General features: G+C 63.2%; 12 protein-coding genes and 1 pseudogene. 7 read left to right on the top strand and 6 right to left on the bottom strand.

Going from position 1 to position 21,744, the window contains the following annotated elements:
* Positions 1-72: 72 nt before the first annotated feature.
* Genes BRA1253DRAFT_RS16295 through BRA1253DRAFT_RS43615 form a run of 3 tightly spaced genes read left to right on the top strand, consistent with a single transcriptional unit; the run spans position 73 to position 5,236 of the window.
* Positions 73-3,255: an efflux RND transporter permease subunit gene (locus tag BRA1253DRAFT_RS16295; protein WP_007596100.1), complete on the top strand. Its 3,183-nt coding sequence runs from the start codon at positions 73-75 to the stop codon at positions 3,253-3,255.
* Positions 3,252-4,523 carry an efflux RND transporter periplasmic adaptor subunit gene (locus BRA1253DRAFT_RS16290; RefSeq protein ID WP_007596099.1) on the top strand — a complete coding sequence of 424 codons (1,272 nt, stop codon included), beginning with the start codon at positions 3,252-3,254 and terminating at the stop codon, positions 4,521-4,523. Before BRA1253DRAFT_RS16295 ends, BRA1253DRAFT_RS16290 begins: the two co-directional genes overlap by 4 nt.
* A gap of 11 nt (positions 4,524-4,534) precedes the next feature.
* Positions 4,535-5,236 (top strand): hypothetical protein, encoded by a 702-nt coding sequence (locus BRA1253DRAFT_RS43615; RefSeq protein WP_007596098.1) that lies wholly within the window; start codon positions 4,535-4,537, stop codon positions 5,234-5,236.
* A 39-nt stretch (positions 5,237-5,275) separates the two neighbouring features.
* On the opposite strand, the gene BRA1253DRAFT_RS16280 is transcribed toward BRA1253DRAFT_RS43615, so the two are convergent.
* The 4 genes and pseudogenes from BRA1253DRAFT_RS16280 to BRA1253DRAFT_RS16265 form a co-directional block, all read right to left on the bottom strand.
* The gene (locus BRA1253DRAFT_RS16280; RefSeq protein WP_007596097.1) at positions 5,276-6,484 is read right to left on the bottom strand and encodes an ABC transporter substrate-binding protein; all 1,209 of its coding nucleotides are present in this window, start codon (positions 6,482-6,484) and stop codon (positions 5,276-5,278) included.
* 2,669 nt (positions 6,485-9,153) lie between these two features.
* Positions 9,154-9,432, bottom strand: a pseudogene (locus BRA1253DRAFT_RS46215) (transcriptional regulator); the annotation flags it as partial.
* 488 nt (positions 9,433-9,920) lie between these two features.
* On the bottom strand, positions 9,921-10,148 hold the full coding sequence (locus BRA1253DRAFT_RS44475) for a hypothetical protein (RefSeq protein ID WP_007596095.1): 228 nt from the start codon (positions 10,146-10,148) through the stop codon (positions 9,921-9,923).
* 174 nt (positions 10,149-10,322) lie between these two features.
* On the bottom strand, positions 10,323-11,588 hold the full coding sequence (locus BRA1253DRAFT_RS16265; RefSeq protein ID WP_007596093.1) for an ABC transporter substrate-binding protein: 1,266 nt from the start codon (positions 11,586-11,588) through the stop codon (positions 10,323-10,325).
* Positions 11,589-12,399: 811 nt separating this feature from the next.
* Here BRA1253DRAFT_RS16265 and BRA1253DRAFT_RS16255 point away from each other — a divergent pair.
* The gene (locus tag BRA1253DRAFT_RS16255) at positions 12,400-12,681 is read left to right on the top strand and encodes a hypothetical protein (protein ID WP_007596089.1); all 282 of its coding nucleotides are present in this window, start codon (positions 12,400-12,402) and stop codon (positions 12,679-12,681) included.
* 115 nt (positions 12,682-12,796) lie between these two features.
* Positions 12,797-15,649 carry a winged helix-turn-helix domain-containing protein gene (locus BRA1253DRAFT_RS16250; protein WP_088940987.1) on the top strand — a complete coding sequence of 951 codons (2,853 nt, stop codon included), beginning with the start codon at positions 12,797-12,799 and terminating at the stop codon, positions 15,647-15,649.
* Between the two features lie 109 nt (positions 15,650-15,758).
* Here the strand turns inward: BRA1253DRAFT_RS16250 and BRA1253DRAFT_RS16245 are convergent, their stop codons facing one another.
* Positions 15,759-18,632: a winged helix-turn-helix domain-containing protein gene (locus BRA1253DRAFT_RS16245; protein WP_245285933.1), complete on the bottom strand. Its 2,874-nt coding sequence runs from the start codon at positions 18,630-18,632 to the stop codon at positions 15,759-15,761.
* A gap of 197 nt (positions 18,633-18,829) precedes the next feature.
* Entirely contained in the window at positions 18,830-19,714 is an 885-nt protein-coding gene (locus BRA1253DRAFT_RS16240) for an SDR family NAD(P)-dependent oxidoreductase (RefSeq protein ID WP_007596085.1), read from the bottom strand.
* A gap of 351 nt (positions 19,715-20,065) precedes the next feature.
* Between BRA1253DRAFT_RS16240 and BRA1253DRAFT_RS16235 the strand changes: the two genes are divergently transcribed.
* A complete protein-coding gene (locus BRA1253DRAFT_RS16235; RefSeq protein WP_007596083.1) occupies positions 20,066-21,121 on the top strand; it encodes a catalase family peroxidase in 1,056 nt (351 codons plus the stop codon).
* Complete coding sequence (locus BRA1253DRAFT_RS16230) at positions 21,118-21,681, top strand: cytochrome b (protein WP_007596080.1); 564 nt, start codon at positions 21,118-21,120, stop codon at positions 21,679-21,681. The genes BRA1253DRAFT_RS16235 and BRA1253DRAFT_RS16230 overlap by 4 nt, the downstream gene beginning before the upstream one ends.
* Positions 21,682-21,744 lie beyond the last annotated feature (63 nt).

Below are 21,744 nucleotides of genomic sequence, written 5' to 3'. Positions count from 1 at the left end.
TTCATTTGAACGCAGGTCCGGCCGCTCTCATCTGTCCGACGATCCCGCGTAACTCCCTCCAGGCAGACCCCCATGGGAATTGTTCGCTTCGCGCTACGGCTTCCGCACACATTCTATGTGCTTGCTGCGCTGATCCTGTTCCTCGGCGGGATCGCAATCCGGTCGATGCCGACGGATATTTTCCCGGAGATCCGGATCCCCGTGGTCACCGTGATCTGGAGCTACACCGGCCTGTCCACGCCGGAGATGGAGCAGCGCGTCAGCACCTACAGCCAGTATTCGATCAGCGCCAATGTCAGTGGCATCAAGAATATCGAAGCGCAGACCCTCAACGGCCTCTCGATTCAGAAAATCTACTTCCAGCCGGACGTCAATCTCGATCTCGCGATCTCGCAGATCGTCTCGGGGACCAATGCCATCCGCGCCCTGATGCCGCCGGGGATCCAGCCGCCGATCATCGTGCAGTTCAATGCCTCGAGCGTCCCGGTGCTCCAGCTCAGTCTCCAGTCGAACAGCCTGAACGAGCAGCAGCTCTACGATTTCGGCATTTACCGCGTCCGCCAGCAGCTGGCTCCGGTTCCGGGCGTGACCCTGCCCACGCCTGCCGGCGGCAAATACCGCCAGATCATGGTCGACATCGATCCGAACAAGCTCCTGTCGCGCGGATTGACGCCGCTCGACATCGTCAATGCGGTGAACACCCAGAACCTGACGCTGCCGACCGGCACGACCAAGATCGGCGACACCCAGTACACCGTTCGAACCAATGCGACGCCAGCCACGATCCAGGATCTCAACATGATCCCCGTCAAGTTCGTGAACGGGGCCACGATCTTCCTGAAGGACGTCGCCCAGGTCCGCGACGGGGCCCAGGTCCAGCAGAACATCGTGCGCGAGGACGGCCACCGCGCCGTCCTGCTCAGCATCATCAAGAACGGAAATGCCTCCACGCTCGCTGTCGTCAACGGCGTCAAGGCGGCGTTGACGTCTATCCGCGCGGCGGCTCCGGCGGGGCTGAAGATCAACGAGCTGTTCGACCAGTCGATATTCGTGACCCATTCGGTCAATGGCGTGCTGCGCGAAGGTGCGATCGCCGCCGGCCTGACCGCGCTGATGATCTTGGTGTTTCTGGGATCGTGGCGGTCGACGCTGGTCGTCCTGATCTCGATCCCGCTGGCGATGCTGTCTTCGCTGATCGTGCTGTATTTCCTCGGCGAGACCCTCAACACAATGACGCTCGGCGGGCTCGCCCTCGCGGTCGGTATCCTCGTCGACGATTCGACGGTGACGATCGAGAACACGCACCGGCTCTGGACCGAGGAAGGCATGCCGTTGCCCGAGGCGACCCTGCACGGAGCCGCTGAAATCGCCATCCCGACGCTGGTCTCGACGCTCGCGATCAGTTGCGTGTTCACCTCGGTCGTGTTCCTGGAGGGCCCGGCCAAATACCTCTTCACGCCGCTCGGCCTGGCGGTGGTGTTCGCGATGTTGGCGTCCTACGGGCTGTCGCGAACGCTCACGCCGATCACCATCGGCCTGCTGCTGAAGGGCGAACGGCGTCATGGCGAGAGCGCGCGCCCGTCAGGCATCTTTGCGCGCGCCTCCGCTGCGTTCGAGCGCGGGTTCGAGCACCTGCGCGAGGGCTATTCCGATCTCCTGCAAAAGTTGTTGCGGCGTCGTGCCGTCGTGCCCGTCGTCGCCGTGCTTGTGCTGGCGCTCGGAGCCACCATGTTCGCCTATGTCGGCAGGGATTTTTATCCCGTCATCGACGGCGGCCAGATCCAGCTCCATGTTCGCGCGCCAGCGGGTACGCGGATCGAGCGTACGGAAGCGATCTTTCAGGCGGTCGAGGACAAGGTCCGCGAGGTCATTCCGGAAGGCGACCGGGCGTTGATCGTCGACAATATCGGTCTTCCGGCGCGGGCCTACAATCTCGCATTCACCGACGGCTCGACGATCGGAGTGAATGACGGCACCATTCTGGTATCGCTGAAGGATGGGCACAAGCCGACGGCGGATTACGTCAGGAAGTTGCGGCAGGTGCTGCCAGCGGCGTTCCCGGAGGACACCTTTTATTTCCAGGCGGCCGATATCGTCACGCAGATCCTGAACTTCGGGCTTCCCGCGCAGATCGATGTCCGCACGGTCGGTTACGGCAGCAACAATCTGGCCGTGGCCAAGGAGCTGCAGAAGAGCCTCGCGGCGATCCCCGGCGTGGTCGATGCGCATCTGCAGCAGGAGGTCGATGCTCCCGCGTTCTACGCCGACATCGACCGCACCCGCGCCGCACAGCTCGGCCTCAATGCGAGCACGGTGGCGACCAATATCAATGTCAGCCTCAGCTCGTCCGCGCAGGTCTCGCCGAATTTCTGGACGGACCCGACGTCAGGCATCCCCTATTACCTTGCGGTGCAGACACCCGAATACAGGGCTGATTCGCTGAACGCCTTGGGCAACACGCCAGTGTCGGCCTCGGCTGCCGCAAGCGGTCAGACGGTGCCGGGCTTGCTCAGCAATGTCGCGACGTTCAAGCGGGGGACCGTTCCCACCAATTCGAACCAGGCCAATGTCCAGCCGGTGTTCGACGTCTATGCGAGTGTCCAGGGCCGCGATCTCGGCAGCGTAGCGGCCGATATCGAGAAGGTGACGTCAGCCCTGCAGAAGCAGCTCCAGCCAGGCAATTCGATCCAGGTTCTGGGACAGATCCAGAGCATGCATCAGTCGTTCCGCGATCTCGGGATGGGACTGCTGTTCGCCGCTATCCTGGTCTACCTGCTGATGGTCGTGAACTATCAGAATTTTGGCGATCCCTTCGTCGTCATCCTGGCGCTGCCGGCGACATTTTGCGGCATCGTGACGATGCTGTTCATTACCGGGACGACGCTGAACGTGCCATCGCTGATGGGAGCCATCATGGCGATCGGCGTTGCCTCGGCAAATTCCATCCTGCTCGTGACCTTCGCGCGTGACGAGCAGTTGAAGGGGCATTCCGCGTTCCAGGCGGCGCTGAGCGCAGGCCGTACGAGGATCCGGCCCGTCCTGATGACCGCGGCCGCGATGATCGTGGGCATGATCCCGATGGCGATCGGCGGTCCGGGCGAGGAGCAGAACGCGGCGCTCGCGCGGGCGGTCATCGGCGGGCTGCTGTTCGCAACCCCGACCACCCTGCTGATCGTGCCGTATCTCTTCGCCATGCTGCGCAAGAGCAACGATGGCAAGCCTCGGCACGGCGTATTTGAGGAGCAACCGGAATGAGCGACGTTCGCGCAAGAACCGATGACGACGGTGCGAGAGATCGCCCCGGGGCGGAAAACCTCCGGGTTGTGGAGCTGCCGAGCAAGGGCGCACGATCCGGACGCCCTTATGGTGGGGCGCTGCTGGGCGGAAGCCTGCTCCTGCTGCTTGCGGGCGGTCTCGGCATCGGCGGCTGGCGGCACTACGAGGTTGCGCGTCAGGTGGCCGCCGTGGCCGAACAGGTTCGGACCAACATTCCGGAAATTCGGGTGGCGACGGTCAAGCCCAGCGGCGACATCATGAAGGTCAGCCTGCCAGCGACGACGACTGCATTCGAGGCGGCCAACATCTTCGCGCGGACCAGCGGCTACATCGAGAAGCGCCACGTCGATATCGGCGATCGCGTGAAGAAGGGCGATCTCCTCGCGGAAATCACCGCTCCCGAGCTGGATCAGCAGATCGCGCAGGCGCAGGCGACGCTCGCCCAGGACCAGGCTGCGCTTCAGCAGGCGCAAGCCAGCCGGGAGCTGGCCGACGTCACCAACTCGCGCGACAGCAATCTTGTCAAGCAAGGCTGGTTAACGGCACAGCAGGGCGACAACGACCGTCTCACCCTGCGCGCGCAGCAGGGGGCTGTGGGCGTCGCCCAGTCGAACATCACGGCGCAGGAGGCGCAGATTCGCGTTCTCCAGCAAGAGAAGTCCTACCAGCGTGTGGTGGCGCCGTTCGATGGCGTGGTCACGCAGCGGAACGTGGACAATGGCAGCTTGGTGCAAGCCGGCTCCACCTTCATGTTCACGATGATGCATTCCGATGTGGTCCGAACTCAGGTCTTCGTACCGCAGGACGAGGCTTTCGGAGTTGCCCCGGGCGTCGATGCGGACATCCGCGTTCCCGAGATTCCGGGGCGGACGTTTGCGGGCAAGGTCACGCGGATCGCAACCGCGCTGCAGCCGGGGAGCCGAACGCTGCTGACCGAGATCGACGTGCCCAATCCAGATGGTCTGCTCAGTCCCGGCATCTATTGCACCGTCGAGTTATCGATACCGCGCAAGACGCCATCAATGACGATCCCGTCCGACGCGCTCGTCTTCGATCAGAATGGCCTCCACGTCGCGGTCGTGCGGAACGGCACGGTCCACTTACAGCAGGTCTCGATCTCCAGGGATTTCGGCACCACGGTGGAAGTGCGCGACGGCGTGCAGCCCGGCGATCAGGTCGTGCTCAATCCTGCGGTCACGCTGGCAGAAGGCAGCAAGGTCACCGTTCGCAAGCTTGAGACGAGCTAGGGACACGAGAGATGATACGGTTCGCGTTTGCAATGATGGTCGCTTTCCTGCTCGGCTTCTCTCCGGGCCAGGCACAAATCGCAACGACCGGCAGCACCGCAATGGATCTGCCGACGGTGCCGGGCGCGATCGTGATCTCGCCGCTCAACAGTCCGGGGCCGTTTTCCGCAACGACTGTGCCGGGTGCTCCGGATACGACGCTGGCGCCCGTTCCGCTGGCGTCGGATCCGGTGACGCCGGGGACAGTGGTCATCTGCGCGCCGCCATCGTCATCGCTGTCGCCGGTGCCGGCGACTCCAGCTGTATCGCCCACGGGTCTTTCGCCTCCGGGCATCGCGGCTCCGATCCTGCCGCTCACGGGACAGAGCGGTAGCTCCATCGGGACGATTCCCGCGGCCGCTCCGGCGGGAACAGGTGCAACAGTGGCCTGCAGTTCAACGCCGGGAGGACAGGTGACCAGCGCTGCGTCTCTGCCGCTTTCGATTTCGCAAGTGCCTGCAAGCCCCGCGCCCGGCACGATCCCGGCGGACGCCAGCAACGCCGGCGGCACGGGCATCGACCCGAACGCCACCGTCGTGCCGAGCCCTAACAGCTCGGCTTGCGCTGAAGGGGTCTCTATGAACCTGGCGGAGCCCGCGACGGTGGTGCCGGCGAACGCCTCAGGCGCTGCGCCGACGCCGGGCGTATCGCCGATCCTGCCGCCGGGATGCTGAGGTGGACTTGCAGGGCTTCCGTGTCACCGCATTCGCCAGTCATATTGCCGGGCGCAACTTGCGGACTTCGGCATCCGGGGGAAGCACGCTTCCACCATCCCTATATTTCCAGTCTACCATGACGGCCTTGTTGCCCCTGACCGCGGTGCGACCGACGAATGTTCCCATCGTGCTTTGATGATCGATCGAACGCCAAATTGCCGGTCCAAACGGTGTATCGAAGCTGACATTGCCAAACCCATCCGCCATCGTTTCGGTATCGAGGCTCCCGAGCCGCTCGATCGGAGCCACGATGGAGCTGATCATGGCGTGACCGACCACGGAGCCCATGGTGGGAGCCTCGCCATATCGCGAGGAATACGCCGATGCGAATGAACTGTTGGCGCGGTCCAGGATCTCGGTCACGGGATAGCCGGTCACGATCCAACCTGTCGGCGCGTCCTCTCCGAGCGGATGGAGATATTCGGGTTCGCCTGTCGTGAACGACACGACATCTCGTCCTTCGAACAGGCCGCGATCCTTTCCCTGCCGGACGAATTTGGTGAGATCGGGCCCGAAGGTGATATTGAGGATCGCCTCGGGATTCTGCTGTGCGAGCGCGTTCACGACCACGCCGGCATCGATGGCAGCCAGCGGCGGCCATTGACTGCCAACGAACGCGACATCGGGGCGACGTTGGCGGAGAAGCTGCATGAACCACCTTACGGCCGACTGCCCGTACTCGTAGTTCGGAGCGATTGTCGCCCATCGTGTCGCCTTGAGTTGAGCGGCCTCCTCAACCAGCATCGCTGCCAGCATGTAGGTCGAGGGGCGGAGCCTGTAGCAATATCGATGTCCCCGCTCCCAGACGAGGGCATCCGTGAGCGGCTCGCTCGCCACGAACAAGACCCGGTTCTGCCGGGCGAAGTCGCTGATCGCGAGGCCGACATTCGACAGATATGCGCCAGCCAGCAGATCGACGTCGTTCCTGCGCACGAGCTCCTCTGCCGCGCGGATCGCGACGCTGGGTTTGCCTTCGTCGTCCCGGCTGACGACCTGCAGCTCGCGACCGAGAAGGCCGCCTTTGGCGTTGACCTGCTCGACCGCCAACTGCCAGCCGCGACGATAGGGCAGGGTGAACGCGGGGGCGCTGCTATAGGAGTTGATCTCGCCGATCCTGATCGGTCCCGTGCCCTGCGCACGGATGATGCCGGGCGAAAACACCGAAGCGCCGATGCCGCCCAAAATCTGTCGTCGAGAGACGTTCATCACGCAAGGTCCGGAAGATGGAGTGAAGGGCAGTGTCGGCCGAAAGGCATCGCAACCTAATGGCAGGTGCAGGATGGGAGCCGGTCGCCGTCGGATGTCGAAAGCGAGATGCCCGGTATTTCAGCCAGAGTGCGGGCAAAGGCGAGTGCGGGAAGGTCAATCTCCTGATCGAACAGCGCGCTCACCGGGCCCACAAGATCAAGGGCCGTCTGCTGACGGTTCGATTTCGCCATGATCCCTGCCCACGCAGCCGCAACTTTCAACTCGTAGAAGCGGCATTGCTGGTCCCTGGCGATGGACAGTCCCTCGGCGAACAGCACCTCGGCTCGCGAAAGATCGGATGGTCCGTTGGCCAGGAGAATCTCGGCCTTGATCCGCAATAGGTCCGCAAGGCACCACAATTGCCGGCCTTGCCGCGACATCGACAAGGCCTCTTCCACCGCGGCCAGGGCCTGCGCAGCCTCACCGATCGCGAGCAGGCCTTCGGCGAGCGATCCGAGAAACTCGGGATTGCGCATCAGCCAGCCGTTCTCGGTCCGCGCCTTCAGGCCGCTGCGCAGCAGCGCTATTCCGTCGTGATGCTTGCCTTGCAGAACCAGCAATTGTCCCTTCAGGCAGGACGTCCAGCTGGTCCAGAAAGCTATTCCCTCGCGCGTGACGAGTTCGAGAAGGGAGGATATCGCCTGATCGGCGGCGGCAAGATCATGCGTCATCAGCGCGATCGGGCAGACGGCATTGCGGAGTGCATAGGCGATCGCAAGCTTGTCCTTCTCGCGCCGGGCCTCCTCGAGGCACTCGGCGGCCAGAGATCTGCTCTGGGTGATCCTGCCCTGCAGCAGCAGGACGCGCGCCAACATCGCCTTGGCGAGGACACTCTGGTTCAGCAAAAACCACATCTGGTTCGCACCGCCGTTCAATCCGTGAGCCGAATGGTCCAGGGACAGCGTCAGCTCGCGTCGTGCATCCTCCTGCATTCCAAAGAAATGCGTGGCAGCGCCGATCAGGCGACGACCTACCGCCTCGTTGGCGGGATTTCCGGTGCGCAGCGCGATCTCGAGGTAGCGCTCGCCGACCTCCCTGGCCGCGGCATATTGGCCCGAGTTTAGGTTATAGCTCCACAACGTCCAGACCGCCTTGAGCTGAAGCTCGAGGTCGGACAATTCCTCAGCGAGCGCGAGACCGATGCTCAGCGCCGCCTTCATGCGATCCGCTGTTCCCGCCGTGTTGAGAAGCGCGAAACCCAACGCGACATAGAGCTGCGCCTTGAGCTTCGGAACGCAGGTGAACCCGGGACTGAAATGCGCAAGCGCGTGCTCGATCCGCGTCGAGCATTCCACGAAGGACAGCAACTGCATCCATACCGGAACGAATCCGGCCGTCAGTTCGATTCCAAGCGCGGTCTCTCCACCGGGCGAGAACGCCCAGTCGAGCGCGGCGTGCACGTTGCCGATCTCCTGAGCGAAACGGGAGATGTCGTCGGGAGCGGGAGAGGCATCGCCGAGCGGTGCGATGATCTGCCTGAGAAAGCCGGCCTGCCGCCTTGCCGCCCGTTCGACGAGGCCTGCCTCTGCGAGCTTCTCCAGCGCATAAGCGCGGGTGCTCTCCAGGAGCCGCCATCGTCCCTCGAATGAGGGGTCCAGCGACACCAGCGATTTCCCGACCAGATTGAACAGGGTTTCGATGACGTCCGACCGCGACAGAGTGTCTTCCATCATCGCACTGGCCGCATCGAGCGTGAAACCGGCCGGAAACACCGCGAGTTGGCAAAGCAGGTTCTGCTCTGCCGGGGCCAAAAGGTCATAGCTCCAGTCCAGGGTGGCCCGCAGGGTCTGGTGTCGCGGCAACTGGTCGCGGCGGCCGCCGCTCAGGAGCTCGAAGCGCTTGTCGAGACGGAGCAGTACGGTATCGACCCCGAGATTGGCGGCCCGGGCCGCGGCAAACTCCAACGCGAGCGGAATGCCGTCGAGGCGGCGACAGATGGCGGCGATCTTCCGGAGTTCCTCCGCGCCCGCAACGAAACCTGCACGCAGGGCCTGCGTTCGCGCGACGAACAGCTGCACTGCGCTTGCCCGCAGCAGCAAGTCGGGATCGTGCATCTCGGGATCAGGAACCGACAGCGCCGGAATGGCCGCAACATATTCGCCGTCGATGCGGAGGCCTTCGCGGCTGGTCGCGAGAACGGTGACGTTCGGACAATAGCGAAGCACTGCACTGGCGATCTGCGCGGCTACTTCGATCACATGTTCGCAATTGTCCAGGACAAGAAGCAGACGGCGCGTTCCGATGGCCTGCGCAATGCTTGCGGCCGAGGCTTCCTTGTCGCTCGAGGCGAGCTTGAGTGCACGGGCGCATGCGGATGCCGCAAGTGCCGCATCCTGCAGGGTCGCAAGTTCGACCAGCGCCACGGAATCGTTGAACGCGGGCGCGACGCTGCGCGCCAGCTCGATTGCCAGCTTCGTCTTTCCGATGCCGCCGGGTCCGACGAGGGTCACTGCCCGATAGGCCGAAAGCACATCGACCAATTGGCTCATGCAATCCTCGCGACCGATAAGAGGCGCACGGATACTCGGCAGGTTGCTTGAAAAGGGCACGTCGGCCGCAATCGTTACCGGCGCGGCCGCAGGGTGCTCCAGATGCCCGCTTCGCCAACTCCCGGCGAGCGTATAGCCGCGGCCCGAAACGGTCTTGAGGAGATTGCGATCCTCGCCGAGTGCCTTGCGGACGGCCGAGATATGGACCTGAAGCGTGTTGTCTTCGACGGTCAGGCCCGACCAGACGCTTCCGATCAGATCATCCTTGGTGACCAGGAGACCCGCGGAGCCGACCAGCCTCTCGAGAACCTCGAACGCGCGGCTTCCGATCGGCACCGTGACGTCGTTGTGCCTCAACTCTCTTCGTTGGCAATCGATATGCCATTGTTCGAAAGAGTAGGTGCGATCAACCGACATAAGGGGGCCCGTGATTCAATTCCGCCGTCGTGATCCGGGGGAAATCACGAGCCCGCCCCTTGAGGTCACCGATCCCTGGCATGGATTTGAAAGCGTCAATGCGGTTGGGTCTCCTACAGGGGAGATCGTCAGCGTGTCAAGAAGGCCCGCTCAGTCGCCGGGGCTTCGTTCATTATCAATGCTGACACCCGACACGTTGGTGATCGATACACGAATTCGTGACGACGTTCGGGCGCGTGTCAGAATGGAAAGGGTCCCTCGGAGGGAACCTGATGCCATCAAAGGAAGCATCATTTACTCGGCATCGCCGAGAATCGTCAGCGCAAGAACTCCGGAGCCCAAATGCTTCCAGGAGACGTGCACCAGTCGCAAGAACGGCGGCCTGGTCGTGAGCCGCCGTCCTTCCTTCCGCCGAGAGGTCAAAATCCGGAACGTTGAGGCGATCAACTTCCGGTCGGCGTCAACCGGACTTGCTCCGGTTCGCGAACTCAATAGCCCGAGGTGGGCTCGCAGGGCGGCCGGCGCCAGGGGGCGGTCGCGTACGCACCGACGTCGGGAGCACGGGCGCAGCCGCGCTTGGCGGAGGCCGGCACGCGCTGAGCCGACGCATAAGCCTCGACATTGGTACGCTTCGCGTTGCCTTCGCGGGCCATCGCGGGGGAGACAATCATGGCCGCGACAACGAATCCGGCCGACAAGAACTTCAGTGTCGTCATCGAACATCTCCTTGAGAAAGCGACGCCAAGAACGCCTCGGCCCGCACCTGAGACATGTGCATGCGTGCGCCGGATCCGCAGTATCGATCGAACGAACATTTTCCTCTTTGCACGAAGCCGTCGCGGTGCGTTGAATTCATACATCGACGGCTCATCCGACAGGAGGTTCGCGCGCTAGTTTGGTGAGGACGTCGCCTGGTCAGTGCGTCCATCCAGCAGTGGGCCAAACCATTCCCATCTTTCGCCGGTGAAGCGCATCATCCGGAGCTGCTCGATCGGACGAAAGTCCCTCGGTGATGTCTTTATGCGAACACCGGGAATGTAGGCTTCGAGGTCGAGATCGAGATCGGTGGCCACGCGCATGATCCTTTCGTGCGTGAGATCGTCGCCGCAACGCCTGATCACCTCCACGAGTGCACTCGACATGTTGAAGGCCACCAGCGGCCCGCTCTCCGATCGATCTGCCTCCGGATAGTATTTCGCCATGAACGCGCGAAAATGCTGCATGCCCGGATGGCTGTCCCACTGCGGATCAGTCACGTCCATCTGATACCCCGCGCTGAGAATTCCTTTCGCATTGTCCAGTCCGGCGGGCTTCAGCACCGCGCCGACCGAGACCGAGACGTTCGTCACGATGTGGATGGGATGCCAGTCCAGTTCGGCGAGCGTCCTGATCGCCTGCGCGGCGAATTTGGGTGTTGCGATGTCGATGAATATGTCGGGCGCAGCGGCCTTGATCGCGGCGACCTCGGAGTCGATCGTCGGGGTGCTGACCTCATATGATTGGCTGGCAATCACCATTTGCGCGTACTGGTCCTGCAGCACGTCCTTCAGGCCGAGCAGATAGTCGCGTCCAAAGTCGTCGTTCTGGTACAGGATACCGATCCTTGCCCCCGGATGGTGCCGCAGAATGTAGTCCGCATAGATGCGTGCTTCGGTTCGGTAGCTCGGTTGCCAGCCGATGGTCCACGGAAAGTGCTCGGGATCCGCCCAGCGCGATGCTCCGGTGATAACGAACAATTGCGGCACATGCCGGCTATTCATGTATTTCTGGATCGCTGCGTTGCTGACCGTGCCGAACGGAGCGAAGATCGCAAGCACCTCGTCGTCCTCGACGAGCCGTCGCGCTTGCTCGACCGCTTTGGATGGACTGTAGGCGTCGTCGTATGAAATGAAATTGATCTTCCGGCCGTTGATCCCGCCATTGTCGTTGACCATGCGGAAATACGCGCTCATCGTCCTGCCGATGATGCCGTAAGCAGATGCCGGGCCACTGTAGGGCATGATGTTGCCGATCCGGATCTCGGTGTCGCTTGCGCCGGGATCATATCGTGGCTCCGCGGAAGCGCTGCCGACTGCAAGCGCAGCGCAGGAGATGAAGAGCTTTCCCAGGCGCCACGCGTTGCCCGAAATCGAATAACCAGTCCTGCCTGCGATCAAGCGATGCCTCCATGGCGCTGCCGGTCTTTGCACATGCCAACCCTGACGAGGCGTGGCTCGGCCGCGCCCGCTCGAGGCGGCGGACGAGCGCGTGCAGCAGTCGGCGTAGCGACTATAGCGCGGACGGCGCTGCGCGCCCGGTTGCGGATGCTGAAGAACTGTTAAGTTTCGCAGTTTTTGGGTCGGCTATCCGAATCGATGCAATCGGCCCTGCCGCGAAGCCGGCAGGGTGCGCCGCATGGCGCGGTCGCACTCCCGGATTACGGGCACCATCATCCGCACCTGCAGAAAGCAGAATACTGGATTGTGGTATCTCGTCATCGATGCCAGTTGTGGTCGCGAAATTGGCCTATGCCGAAGACGGGCGCGGCACCGCCCGGCCGTTCGAGACCCATTCGCCCGGCGGGCGTCAGTGCGCCGCCATTCAGCACGTCGCGATCGGGGTACATCGATGCAAAGGCTGCCGGCTCCTGATCAGCGAAAGACCAGGCTGCGGACGCCGACGATATCGTTGCCGTTGAGAGTAGCGCCGCTGCGATTAGAATCTTGAATACACTCATAGCGATTCTCCATTGTTTGCTCCGTGCGGAGAGTCGCTTGGCGATGATCGCTGCTCGGCTGGTGGCGTTTCCGAAGTTTTTTTGATGAAAATGATCTAGGTCGTCGGAGCGGAAAGTCCCGGTGGATCTGCATCACTCCTGCGGGAAGAGTCTGTCACGATTGTCAGGATTCTCGCGCGTTTGTGCGTAGTCAAACGCGTCCGGTGTCCGTTTCTGGGAGGCGGATAGTTTGAATACCTGGAGTGTGAGCAATGAAATCATTTGCTGTTGTTTGCGTCCTCGCCTGCGTTGCGCTTTCGGGCACCGCGTCCGCCCGCGGCGGCATGGGATCGCATATGTCGATGGAGAGCGGCGGTGCGCTCGGGACGAGCGCCGCCGCGCCGGGCACGAACTCGCTGGGCACTGCGCTTTCGTCGTCCGACGGCGGTGGTCACGCGATGAAGGGGCCGTTGCTTGGCACAGACCAGACCATCGACAAGGAAGATGCCCGGCTTGAGAAGATGCTGGAAGGATCGATCTGCCGCGGCTGCTGAACGGCGCGCATTGCGAGACAGGGGCCGGCGGCCGCGCCGCCCGGCTACCTGTGTCTTTCGACGGGGTTGGTGCTAAGCTGGACTGAAAATGACGAAACCGCTTGGGGCTGTCCCAATGATGGCTGAGCCGGGCCAGCGTCCCGTCTACATTTGCGCGGAATGGGAAATCGATCTTGCCAGACGCGAATTGCGCTCGAACGGCGAACTCGTTCCGTTGGGGGGGCGTGCCTTTGAGATTCTTGCGGAATTGGTTCAGGCGCAGGGCCAGCTCGTCACCAGGGACGACCTGAAGGAGCGGGTCTGGCGGGGCGTCTTTGTCGAGGAGAGTGCACTTCGCGTGCATATCGCTGCGATCCGAAAGGCGCTCGGTTCCGACCGCGACATGTTGTCAACCAGCGTTGGCCGCGGTTATCGTTTGCTGGGAGCATGGCGGGTTCAGCATACGGACACCCCGCTACAATCTGCCGCAACCGGCCTGCTGCCGTCGATCAACATTCCCAGCGCATCATTCGATCTCATCGGCCGAACGGCTGCGATCGCACATTTGTGGCGGCTCCTGTCGGCCTATCGCATCGTGAGCCTGGTCGGGCCTGGCGGCATCGGAAAGACGTCGCTCGCGCTAGAGGTCGCCAGAACGCCGCCGCCCGGCTTTGTGGCTGACCGGTTGCTGGTCGAGCTGGCCCCACTGTCCGATCCGAAGCTCGTCTGCTCGGTCATCGCCAGTGTCCTCGGCACCAAGCTCGAGGGCGAGGAGATCTCGCCTGATGCCATCGCGCGCGCGATCGGCTCTCGGCCATTGCTGCTCATTCTCGACAATTGCGAACATGTCATCGACCCCGTGGCGCAGGTGGCCGAGTTGGTTGTCAGCCACTGTGCGGGGACGGTCATTGTTGCGACAAGCCGGGAGGCGCTGCGTATCGAGGGGGAACATGTCTACCGCGTGCCTCCTCTGGGCGTACCGCCTGAAACCTGGCACGAGCCCACTGACGCTTCCGCGTATAGCGCAGTGGAATTGTTCACGAGCAGAGCGAAGGCGCTGGGTTCGAGTTTTGTACCCGACGAGGAGAACATCGGCGCTATCGCATCCATCTGCCGCCGGCTCGACGGCATTCCGCTGGCGATCGAGTTTGCGGCGGCGCGCGCAGTCATGCTTAGCCCGCCGAAGATCGCGTCACTTCTCGATGACAGGTTCAAATTCCTGACGACCGGCCGGCGCACGGCGTTGCCGCGGCAGCAAACGCTACGCGCAACGCTCGACTGGAGCTACGACCTCTTGCCGGACGACGAGGCGTGGCTGCTCCGGCAGCTCGGCATATTCGCCGGCGAGTTCCAGCTCGATGCAGTGATTGCTGTTGCTGGCGAGAACATCGGCGATGTGACCGGCCAGCTTGCCAGGCTGGTGGCAAAGTCGCTCGTTCTCGCGGATATTTGCGGCGACAGCCCGCATTATCGTCTGCTGGATACGACGCGTGCCTATGCATTGGAGAAGCTGCGTGCCGGCGGAGAACATCCCGGCGCAGCCTACCGCCAGGCGAAATACTACTGCGGATTCTTTGCCAGCGCCGAAGCCGACAGCGAAGTGAGGCCGCAGGCGGAGTGGCTCACCCTCTATGGCCGACACATCGACAACGTGCGAACTAGTCTCGATTGGGCCTTCTCCCCCGGCGGGGACTCGCAAGTCGGGGCCGCCCTGACGGCGGCCGCGGTCCCGCTCTGGGTGCAATTGTCGCTGCTCGCCGAATGCCGCGAGCGGACCGAACTCGCTTTGGCGCGCCTCGATCCGTCGGCTGCAAACGCGCCGCGACTTCGGATGCAGCTGTCGGCCGCGCGCGGCTGGTCACTGATGTACGGTGTTGGCAGGGCCCGGGAGGCCGGTCCCGCCTGGGCTGCGACCCTACAGCTTGCCGAGCAGCTCGGTGACAGGGATTACCTGCTGCGCGCGCTGTGGGGGCTCTGCATCGATCAGTTCAATAACGGCGAATTCCACAAGGCGCTTGAATTTGCTAATCGCTTCGCGGAGGTCGTGGCCGATTCCGGCAATCCCGTCGATCGCATGATGGCCGACCGCCTTCTCGCAACCACGCTGCATTATCGCGGCGACCAGCGGCTCGCCTATCATCATATCGGCCGAACCCTGTCGCGGCTCTCGGAACTTGCGGCAAAGCCGCAGGTCATTCGTTTCCGGTTCGACCTGCGGGTCTCGACGCGCTATTTCCAGGCGCGGATCCTGTGGTTGCTCGGCCTCGCGGATCAGGCCTTGAGCGTCGTCGAGCACAACGTCGAGGAAGGCCGGACCAGTGGTCACGCACTCACGTTTTGCAGCGTCCTCGGCCAGGGTGCCTGCCCGATTGCGTTCCTGGCCGGCGATCTCGACGCCGCCGAGCGCTATTGTACGATGCTGCTCGAACACACCGAGCGACATCCGATCCGCCTGTGGAATCTGTGGGCGCGCGCCTTCAGAGGAATGCTGATCTCGCGCCGGGGTGACCTCGCGACCGGATTGCCCCTGCTGCGCAAGACGTTTGAGCTCGCGGGCGAGGCGCGCCACCTGCCGCGCTTTCTGCTTCCCCTCGGTGAACTCGCGGTATGTCTCGGCGACGCCGGCGAGGTATCGCAAGGCCTTGCGACCGCCGACGAGGCGCTCGCGCGATGCGAGGCCAGGGACGAGGGGTGGTACGTCGCCGAACTCTGGCGCATCAAGGGCGAATTGCTGCTGCTTCCCGGCGAGCACCGCTCGGCGATCGCCGCCGCGCAGGCCTTCGACAGGGCATTCGAGGTGGCGCGGAGCCAGGGCGCCTTGGCTTGGGAGCTGAGAACGGCGATCAGTGTGGCACGATTGAAAGTGAGCGAGGGGCATCCGGCCGATGCACGCCGTGTTCTCGCGTCCGCATACGGCAAGTTCACTGAAGGTTTCGAGACGGCGGACCTCCGCGACGCGCGTGCAATGCTGGCGAAGCTCGGATCGTAGGTCCTAGATGCCCCGGGAGCGGCATCCGATTCAACCAATCGGATGCCGGTGCAGCCTCGGCGAGCACCGCATCGGTCGGGGCAAAGGGCGCTTATGGATTAGGAGAGGGTCATTTGGCCGCAGACGCGTACGGGCGCGCCGGATTCAGCTCGGCAAGCAACGCTCTCGCCATCTTGAGGCTGCGCGTATCGAAGCCCTCGGTAAATCGCAGATAGACGGACGCAAGCATATCGTGCGCCTCCTGGCAGCGACCGCCTCGCTGCCATAGTCTCGCAAACCCGATCGCCGCGCGAAGCTCATAGCCCAGCGCTCCTTGATGACGAGCGAGGTCGAGCGCCTGCACGAAGGTCATCTCCGCCTGCGAAAGATCCGGATTGCTCTTGTGCATCAGCGCTTCAGCCCTTGCGCGCAGCATGTCGGGCATCTCCATCATGAAGTTGCAGTGCCGGGCCTGGACAATCGCCTGATCAATGGTGTCGAGGGCTTCGTCACCGTGACCTGTAGCCGACAAGGCATCGGCGAGGGACATGCGCAACCCTGCGACCGCACCGAAGCTCTGGCTCTGTAGCTTGTCGATCGAGCCTTTCAGCATAGCGAGCCCGATGCCGGTCTCGCTTCGGGCCAGCAGCGTAATCCCCTTCATCGCCTCGCCGACCATCTGGAGAATGGCGAGGTTGTGCCTTCGAGCCTCCACGACGAGCCTGTCGATGTGTTCTTCGCAATCCGCCAGATCGCCATTCCAGAAGAAGACGTCGAATGCCCATGCTAACGCTCGGCAGAACATGACCGGATGGTTCGTCGCGATCACGTCGGAGATCGCCCGGCGCACCATTTGCGCTGCTTGATCCGGATATCCCTGAAGCCAGAGGACGCGCGCAAGGGTGATTTGAGCGCGTTTAGGGTATTCGAGGGTGAGGCCGCTAAGGATGTCCCCATCCATGCCCGGATGACGCAACGCCGCTTCGATGTATGAGCGGGACTCAACGAACCTGCCGAGATATTGGTAGGAGATGCTGAGCAACACGCGCATGCGCGCGACGGCAATGGGATCGTTGCTGGTCAGCGCAACGGCTTCGCCGCGTTTGGCGGTGGCCAGTACCTCATCATATCTGCCGACGAACAATTGCAGCAGGTGCAACTGGTCGATCAAACGGATCTGCCCTTGCACGTCGCCGATCTTCTCGGTCAGTTCAAGCGCCCGGTTGAGATGATTAACGCCCACTCCGTCGAGCCGTCCCGTGAGCATGCGGGCGGCGCCCAGCGCAGTGTGAAGGACGAGACCCTGCCTGATGCTTCCATTGGTTTCATCCAGTGCTTCGATGGCGCGAGTGACCCAGAGTTCGCATTCCGCCAGGAGCGACAGCTTGAAAAACAGCGGAATCGATGCCGCAGCGAGCGCCACGCCGATTTTGCGGTCTCCCTGATCGGAGAAGCACCACGTCAGCGCGGCGCGGACGTTACCGAGCTCCTCGGCAACCGCCGAAAGGTCTCGGTTCGCTTCGCTCCCGATCCTTTCAAGGAGACCGCGAAAGTAGCAGGCGTGACGTCGCGAGATCGCGCCAGCGTCCCCGCTGGCGACAAGTTTCTCTTGCGCGTACGCCCGGGTCGAGTCGGCAAGGCGGTAGCGGGTTGGTTGCGAGCCGGTGTTCAGTGTAAGCATCGACTTGGCAACGAGGCCGTCGATGATCGCCAGGATCGTGTCGTCGTCCTCCGTGGCCGCGGCAATCGATCGGGCGGCGTCCAGGGTCATGCCGCCGACGAACACCGACAGCCGGCCGAGAATCACGCGCTCCGGTTCGGATAGAAGATTGTAGCTCCATTCGATGGTTGCGCGCAGCGTCCGGTGTCGGGGCAGTGCCGTGCGTCGCCCCTCCCACAGCAAATTGAGGTGCTGATCGAGGAGCTGGACCATCGCCCTCGCGCCGTATGCGCCCACATGGCCGGCGGTGAGTTCGATGGCAAGCGGGATGCCGTCGAGCCGACGGCAGAGGTTGCCGACGTCCGGGGCGTTCGCATCCGTCAGCGTGAACTCGCCGCCTCCTGCAGTCGCACGCTCCACGAAGAGTTTCACGGATGGGTAAGCGAGGGCGTTCGCGGCCGTCAGAACGGCCTTCTCCGGCGGGCTCGGGAGCGGCGGGAGACGGTATGTGAACTCGCCTTCGACGCGCAGCAACTCCCGGCTCGTGGTCAGGATGTGCAGCTCCGGGGCCGCCTGGTAGAGCCGCTCGGCCAGCGCCGCCGTTGCTTCGATGACATGCTCGCAGCAGTCCAGAATGAGCAGCATGCGCCTGTCGCGCAGGAATGCCGCCAGGCTGCTCGCCGGATCATTCGATCGCGCCGGCAGTCCAAGTGACGATGCGACGATCGCCGGCACCGGAGCGGCGTTGCCGGTTTCGCCGAGACCGATGAAGTGGACATGTCCGGCGAATTCCGCGAGCAGGGCGTGGCCCGCGGAAATGACGACCGTGGTCTTGCCGATGCCGCCGGGGCCGACAACCGTGACGAAGCGGTGGGCTCTCAGACTTTCCGAGATGTCCTGAATGGTATGCTCACGCCCCACCATCTGCCGGGGATGCGCCGGCAAATTGTGGACATAAGTCGGATTGGTCGACGCAGCTTGCCTCTGTTTGGGGCGTGAGACCGCGGCGACGAAGCAGTAGCCCTGGCCGGAGACCGTGCTCAGATATCTGGCGCCGGCATCGCCGTCTCCGAGTGCTTTGCGGAGTGCGGCGATATGGACACGCAGGCTGTTTTCCTCGACGTTGGCGCCCGGCCATGTCGTGGCTATCAGATCCGTCTTGCTGACGACGTTGCCGGCCTGCCGGACCAGCGCGAGCAGGATGTTGAACGCACGATCCGATAATCGGAGCGGGCTCCCGTTTCGTTCAATCCGCCGCTGCGAGAGGTCGAGGCGAAACGGCCCGAAGAGAAAGATCTCATGGGCGGACTCGTCTTGAGCGGAGCGGCCGGCTTGGGCCATCATGTCGTTGCTTTGCCAGCGGGGGACCATTTTCGGATATCAACCCGGCGCACGACTCGTCACGTTCTATGACTTGGAAGCACACCAAGACGTGTGAACGCAGTGGCCCTTAAACGGTAACATCCGGTAGTTTCGGGGTAAAGCATCGGGCTCTATCACTTTCGTCTGAGGCTTGGATGTGCGGCGCCACGATGCGCGCCTTATCCGATCAATGTCGGCTTGAGAATGTCTTCCAGTCCGATCCGGCGGAGCAGTTCCGCGCGGACGCTGTCGGCGACGGTGTCGACGGCTGCAGCCCCGTCGTCGTCCGGACCGAAATGAACGCGTAGCGGACGCTGTCCGAATGGCATATCGACGATATCGGCTATGGCGGTCGCGACGTCTTGCGGAGTTCGATCCTTCGCCGGAAGCTGCCCAAGTGCCGACAGCGCGATCTCGCTCAAATCGGCCGTCGGACCATCCGCGTATTCCTCTGCCCGAACGGTGTCCAGCGGCCGGCCGGAGCGAATGTAGTGGCCGGGCCCGAGCGCGCTGGGAACGACGATGGTTGTCTCGACACCCCAACGCGCGAGCTCGCCGGCATAGCCGAGCGCTAGCGCATCCAGGGCAGCCTTTGAGGAAGCATAGGCGCCCAGGAAAGGAACCGAGCCGCCTCGCGCGCTGCTCGACGAGACCCATATCAGCAGGCCATGGCCCTGCTTGCGCAACTGTGGCAACGCGGCCCGATTGAGCCGTTGCGCACTCAGCACGTTGGTGTCGTAGAGTTCGGCAAGCTGGGCCGGTGTAAAGGCCTCCGCCGGCCCGTAGAGGACCTGGCGGGCATTGTGCACGATCACGTCGAGGCGGTTGTTCTCAGCGACGATGGCGTCGATAGCCGAGTTGACGGAGGCTTCCGAGGAGACGTCGAACGCGATGGTTCGGAGGTCCGCGCCACGCTTGCCGTCCTCGGCTCCGCCATCCGCGCCGCCGTGCTCATCCACTTCCGGCATTGAAACGTAGACCGTGTGGCCGGCCTGTGCCAATTTCCTGCAGGTGCTTCGTCCGATGCCGTTCGCAGCTCCTGTGACGATGATCACTTTGCCCATTCGAATCCCAATCGCATTCCACCTTCCGCAAAGACGCCAGCGCCATCGCGACACGTTCGTCGTTTGGCGATTGATCCCTGGCCTTGTGCGAAGAGTTCCTGAAATACAGCCGGGCGCAAGACGGGTCTTTCGAGCCCGGCGGCTGATTTCCAGATCGCACGAAATATTTCGAGAAAGCCCGAAAGCGGATGAGGACGGGTCTCCCGCGGGCCGGGCAGGCTCGAACGTGCCTTCGCGAAATTGGCGTTGGCTTTCAGAAGATCGCGGCTGTGGCCGCCGGCTACAAGAGCCGCTCGGCAGAACGGGCCGTGTGACGCGTCTGTGTCAGCTCGCTCGTTACGAGGAGAAGCGATGAATCAATCAGGCAAACTGCCGCGTTCGGGACTCGGACCGCTCGTGTTGATAGCGGCCATCCTCGGAGGCGGGGCTGCGGCGTTCGCGTACACTGCGGGCTGGCTCTCGCCCGGGCGCCTGACGCCGGAGCAGATGATTGCGGCGCTGACGCCTCCGAGCGGCGCACCGCTCGGGCACCGGCGAAATCATGCGAAGGGGATCTGCTTCACCGGCATCTTCGAGGCCAACGGAAACGGCGTAGAACTTTCGCGGGCCAAGGTCTTCGAACGCGGCACGTATCCGGCGCTGGGTCGCTTCAATCTCGGCACTGCGGATCCGAACGCCGTGGATGCAACTGTCCGTGTGCGCGGTTTGGGATTGCAGATCGCCGCAGCGGATGGCGAAGAGTGGCGGATGGCCCTGATCAACCCGCCGTTCTTTGCAGTGTCCACGCCGCAGGCGTTTCACGACCTGTTGATCGCATCCGCCGAGAAGGAGCCGGAGGCGATGAAGATTTTCATCCACGCAAATCCGGAATTTGCCGCCTTCGCGACCTGGGCGAAGACGGCGCCCTGGACCACCAGCTATGCGGAGGAGCCTTACCACGGGCTCAACAGTTTCATCTTCACGAACGCGAAGGGCGGGGAGCACGCGGTGCGATGGTCGCTGCTGCCCACTGTGCAGCCCGTTCCGGTTTCGCAAGCCGAGCTGGAAAAGCGCGGTCCGGATTTTCTCGAGCAAGAGATAGTGGAGCGAATCAGGACCGCCGGCCCGCAGCGCTGGACCATGGTTACGACGGTCGCAGATCCCGGCGATCCGATCGCGGACCCGAGCAGGCCCTGGCCCGAGGGGCGCCGTAAGGTGCAGCTCGGAACGCTTGCCGTGCAGCGGATCGAACCCGAGCGGGATGGACCCTGCCGCGACATCAACTTCGATCCGACCGTGCTGCCGCGGGGAATCCGGCTGTCGGACGATCCTTTCCCGGCCGCGCGCTCGTCGGTCTACCGCAAGTCCTACGATTTGCGTGCGGCCGAAGCCGGCGACTATCCGCGAACCGAGTCGGCGAGGCCATGAGCAACGCTCCGCATCGTTTCGCCCTGATCCAGCGGCTGCTGCACTGGCTGATGGCAGCCTGTATCGTTGCCATGTTCTTCATCGGCGTCGGCATGGTGTCCACCGTGGCGCCGAAGTACTTGCCGCTCATCCTGATCCACAAGACGCTCGGCGTCACGCTTCTGGTCCTCGTTGTGATCAGGCTGGCGCTGCGGCTCCATTACGGCGCGCCGCCGTTGCCGGCAGATCTTCCGCCGGCGATCAAGCTGGGAGCAAGATTGTCGCATCGGCTCCTCTATGGCTTCATGATCGTCATGCCGTTGCTGGGTCTCGGCATGCTTTGGGCTGCGGCTTATCCAGTCGTCCTGTATGGCGGGATTCGAATTCCGGCGTTGCTGCCGCAGAGCGACCGCGTGCACACATTGCTATGGAATGCTCATTTTTACCTGGGCTTCGCGTTCTTTGCCCTCGTGCTACTGCATCTGGCGGCGGCGCTGTTCCACGCTTTGGTTCGCCGCGACGGCGTGTTCGGGACGATCGCACCCTTTCGACTGCGGAACAGGACGACGCCGGCGGAATGAGTGCTTCGCGTGCCGGCGAAATCCGCACCTCAAATTTCTAAACCTCCAGCAAGGATGACGACA

The organism is Bradyrhizobium sp. WSM1253, assembly GCF_000244935.1.
GTDB lineage: Bacteria > Pseudomonadota > Alphaproteobacteria > Rhizobiales > Xanthobacteraceae > Bradyrhizobium > Bradyrhizobium canariense.
This window is presented reverse-complemented; position numbering and strand designations above follow the sequence as displayed.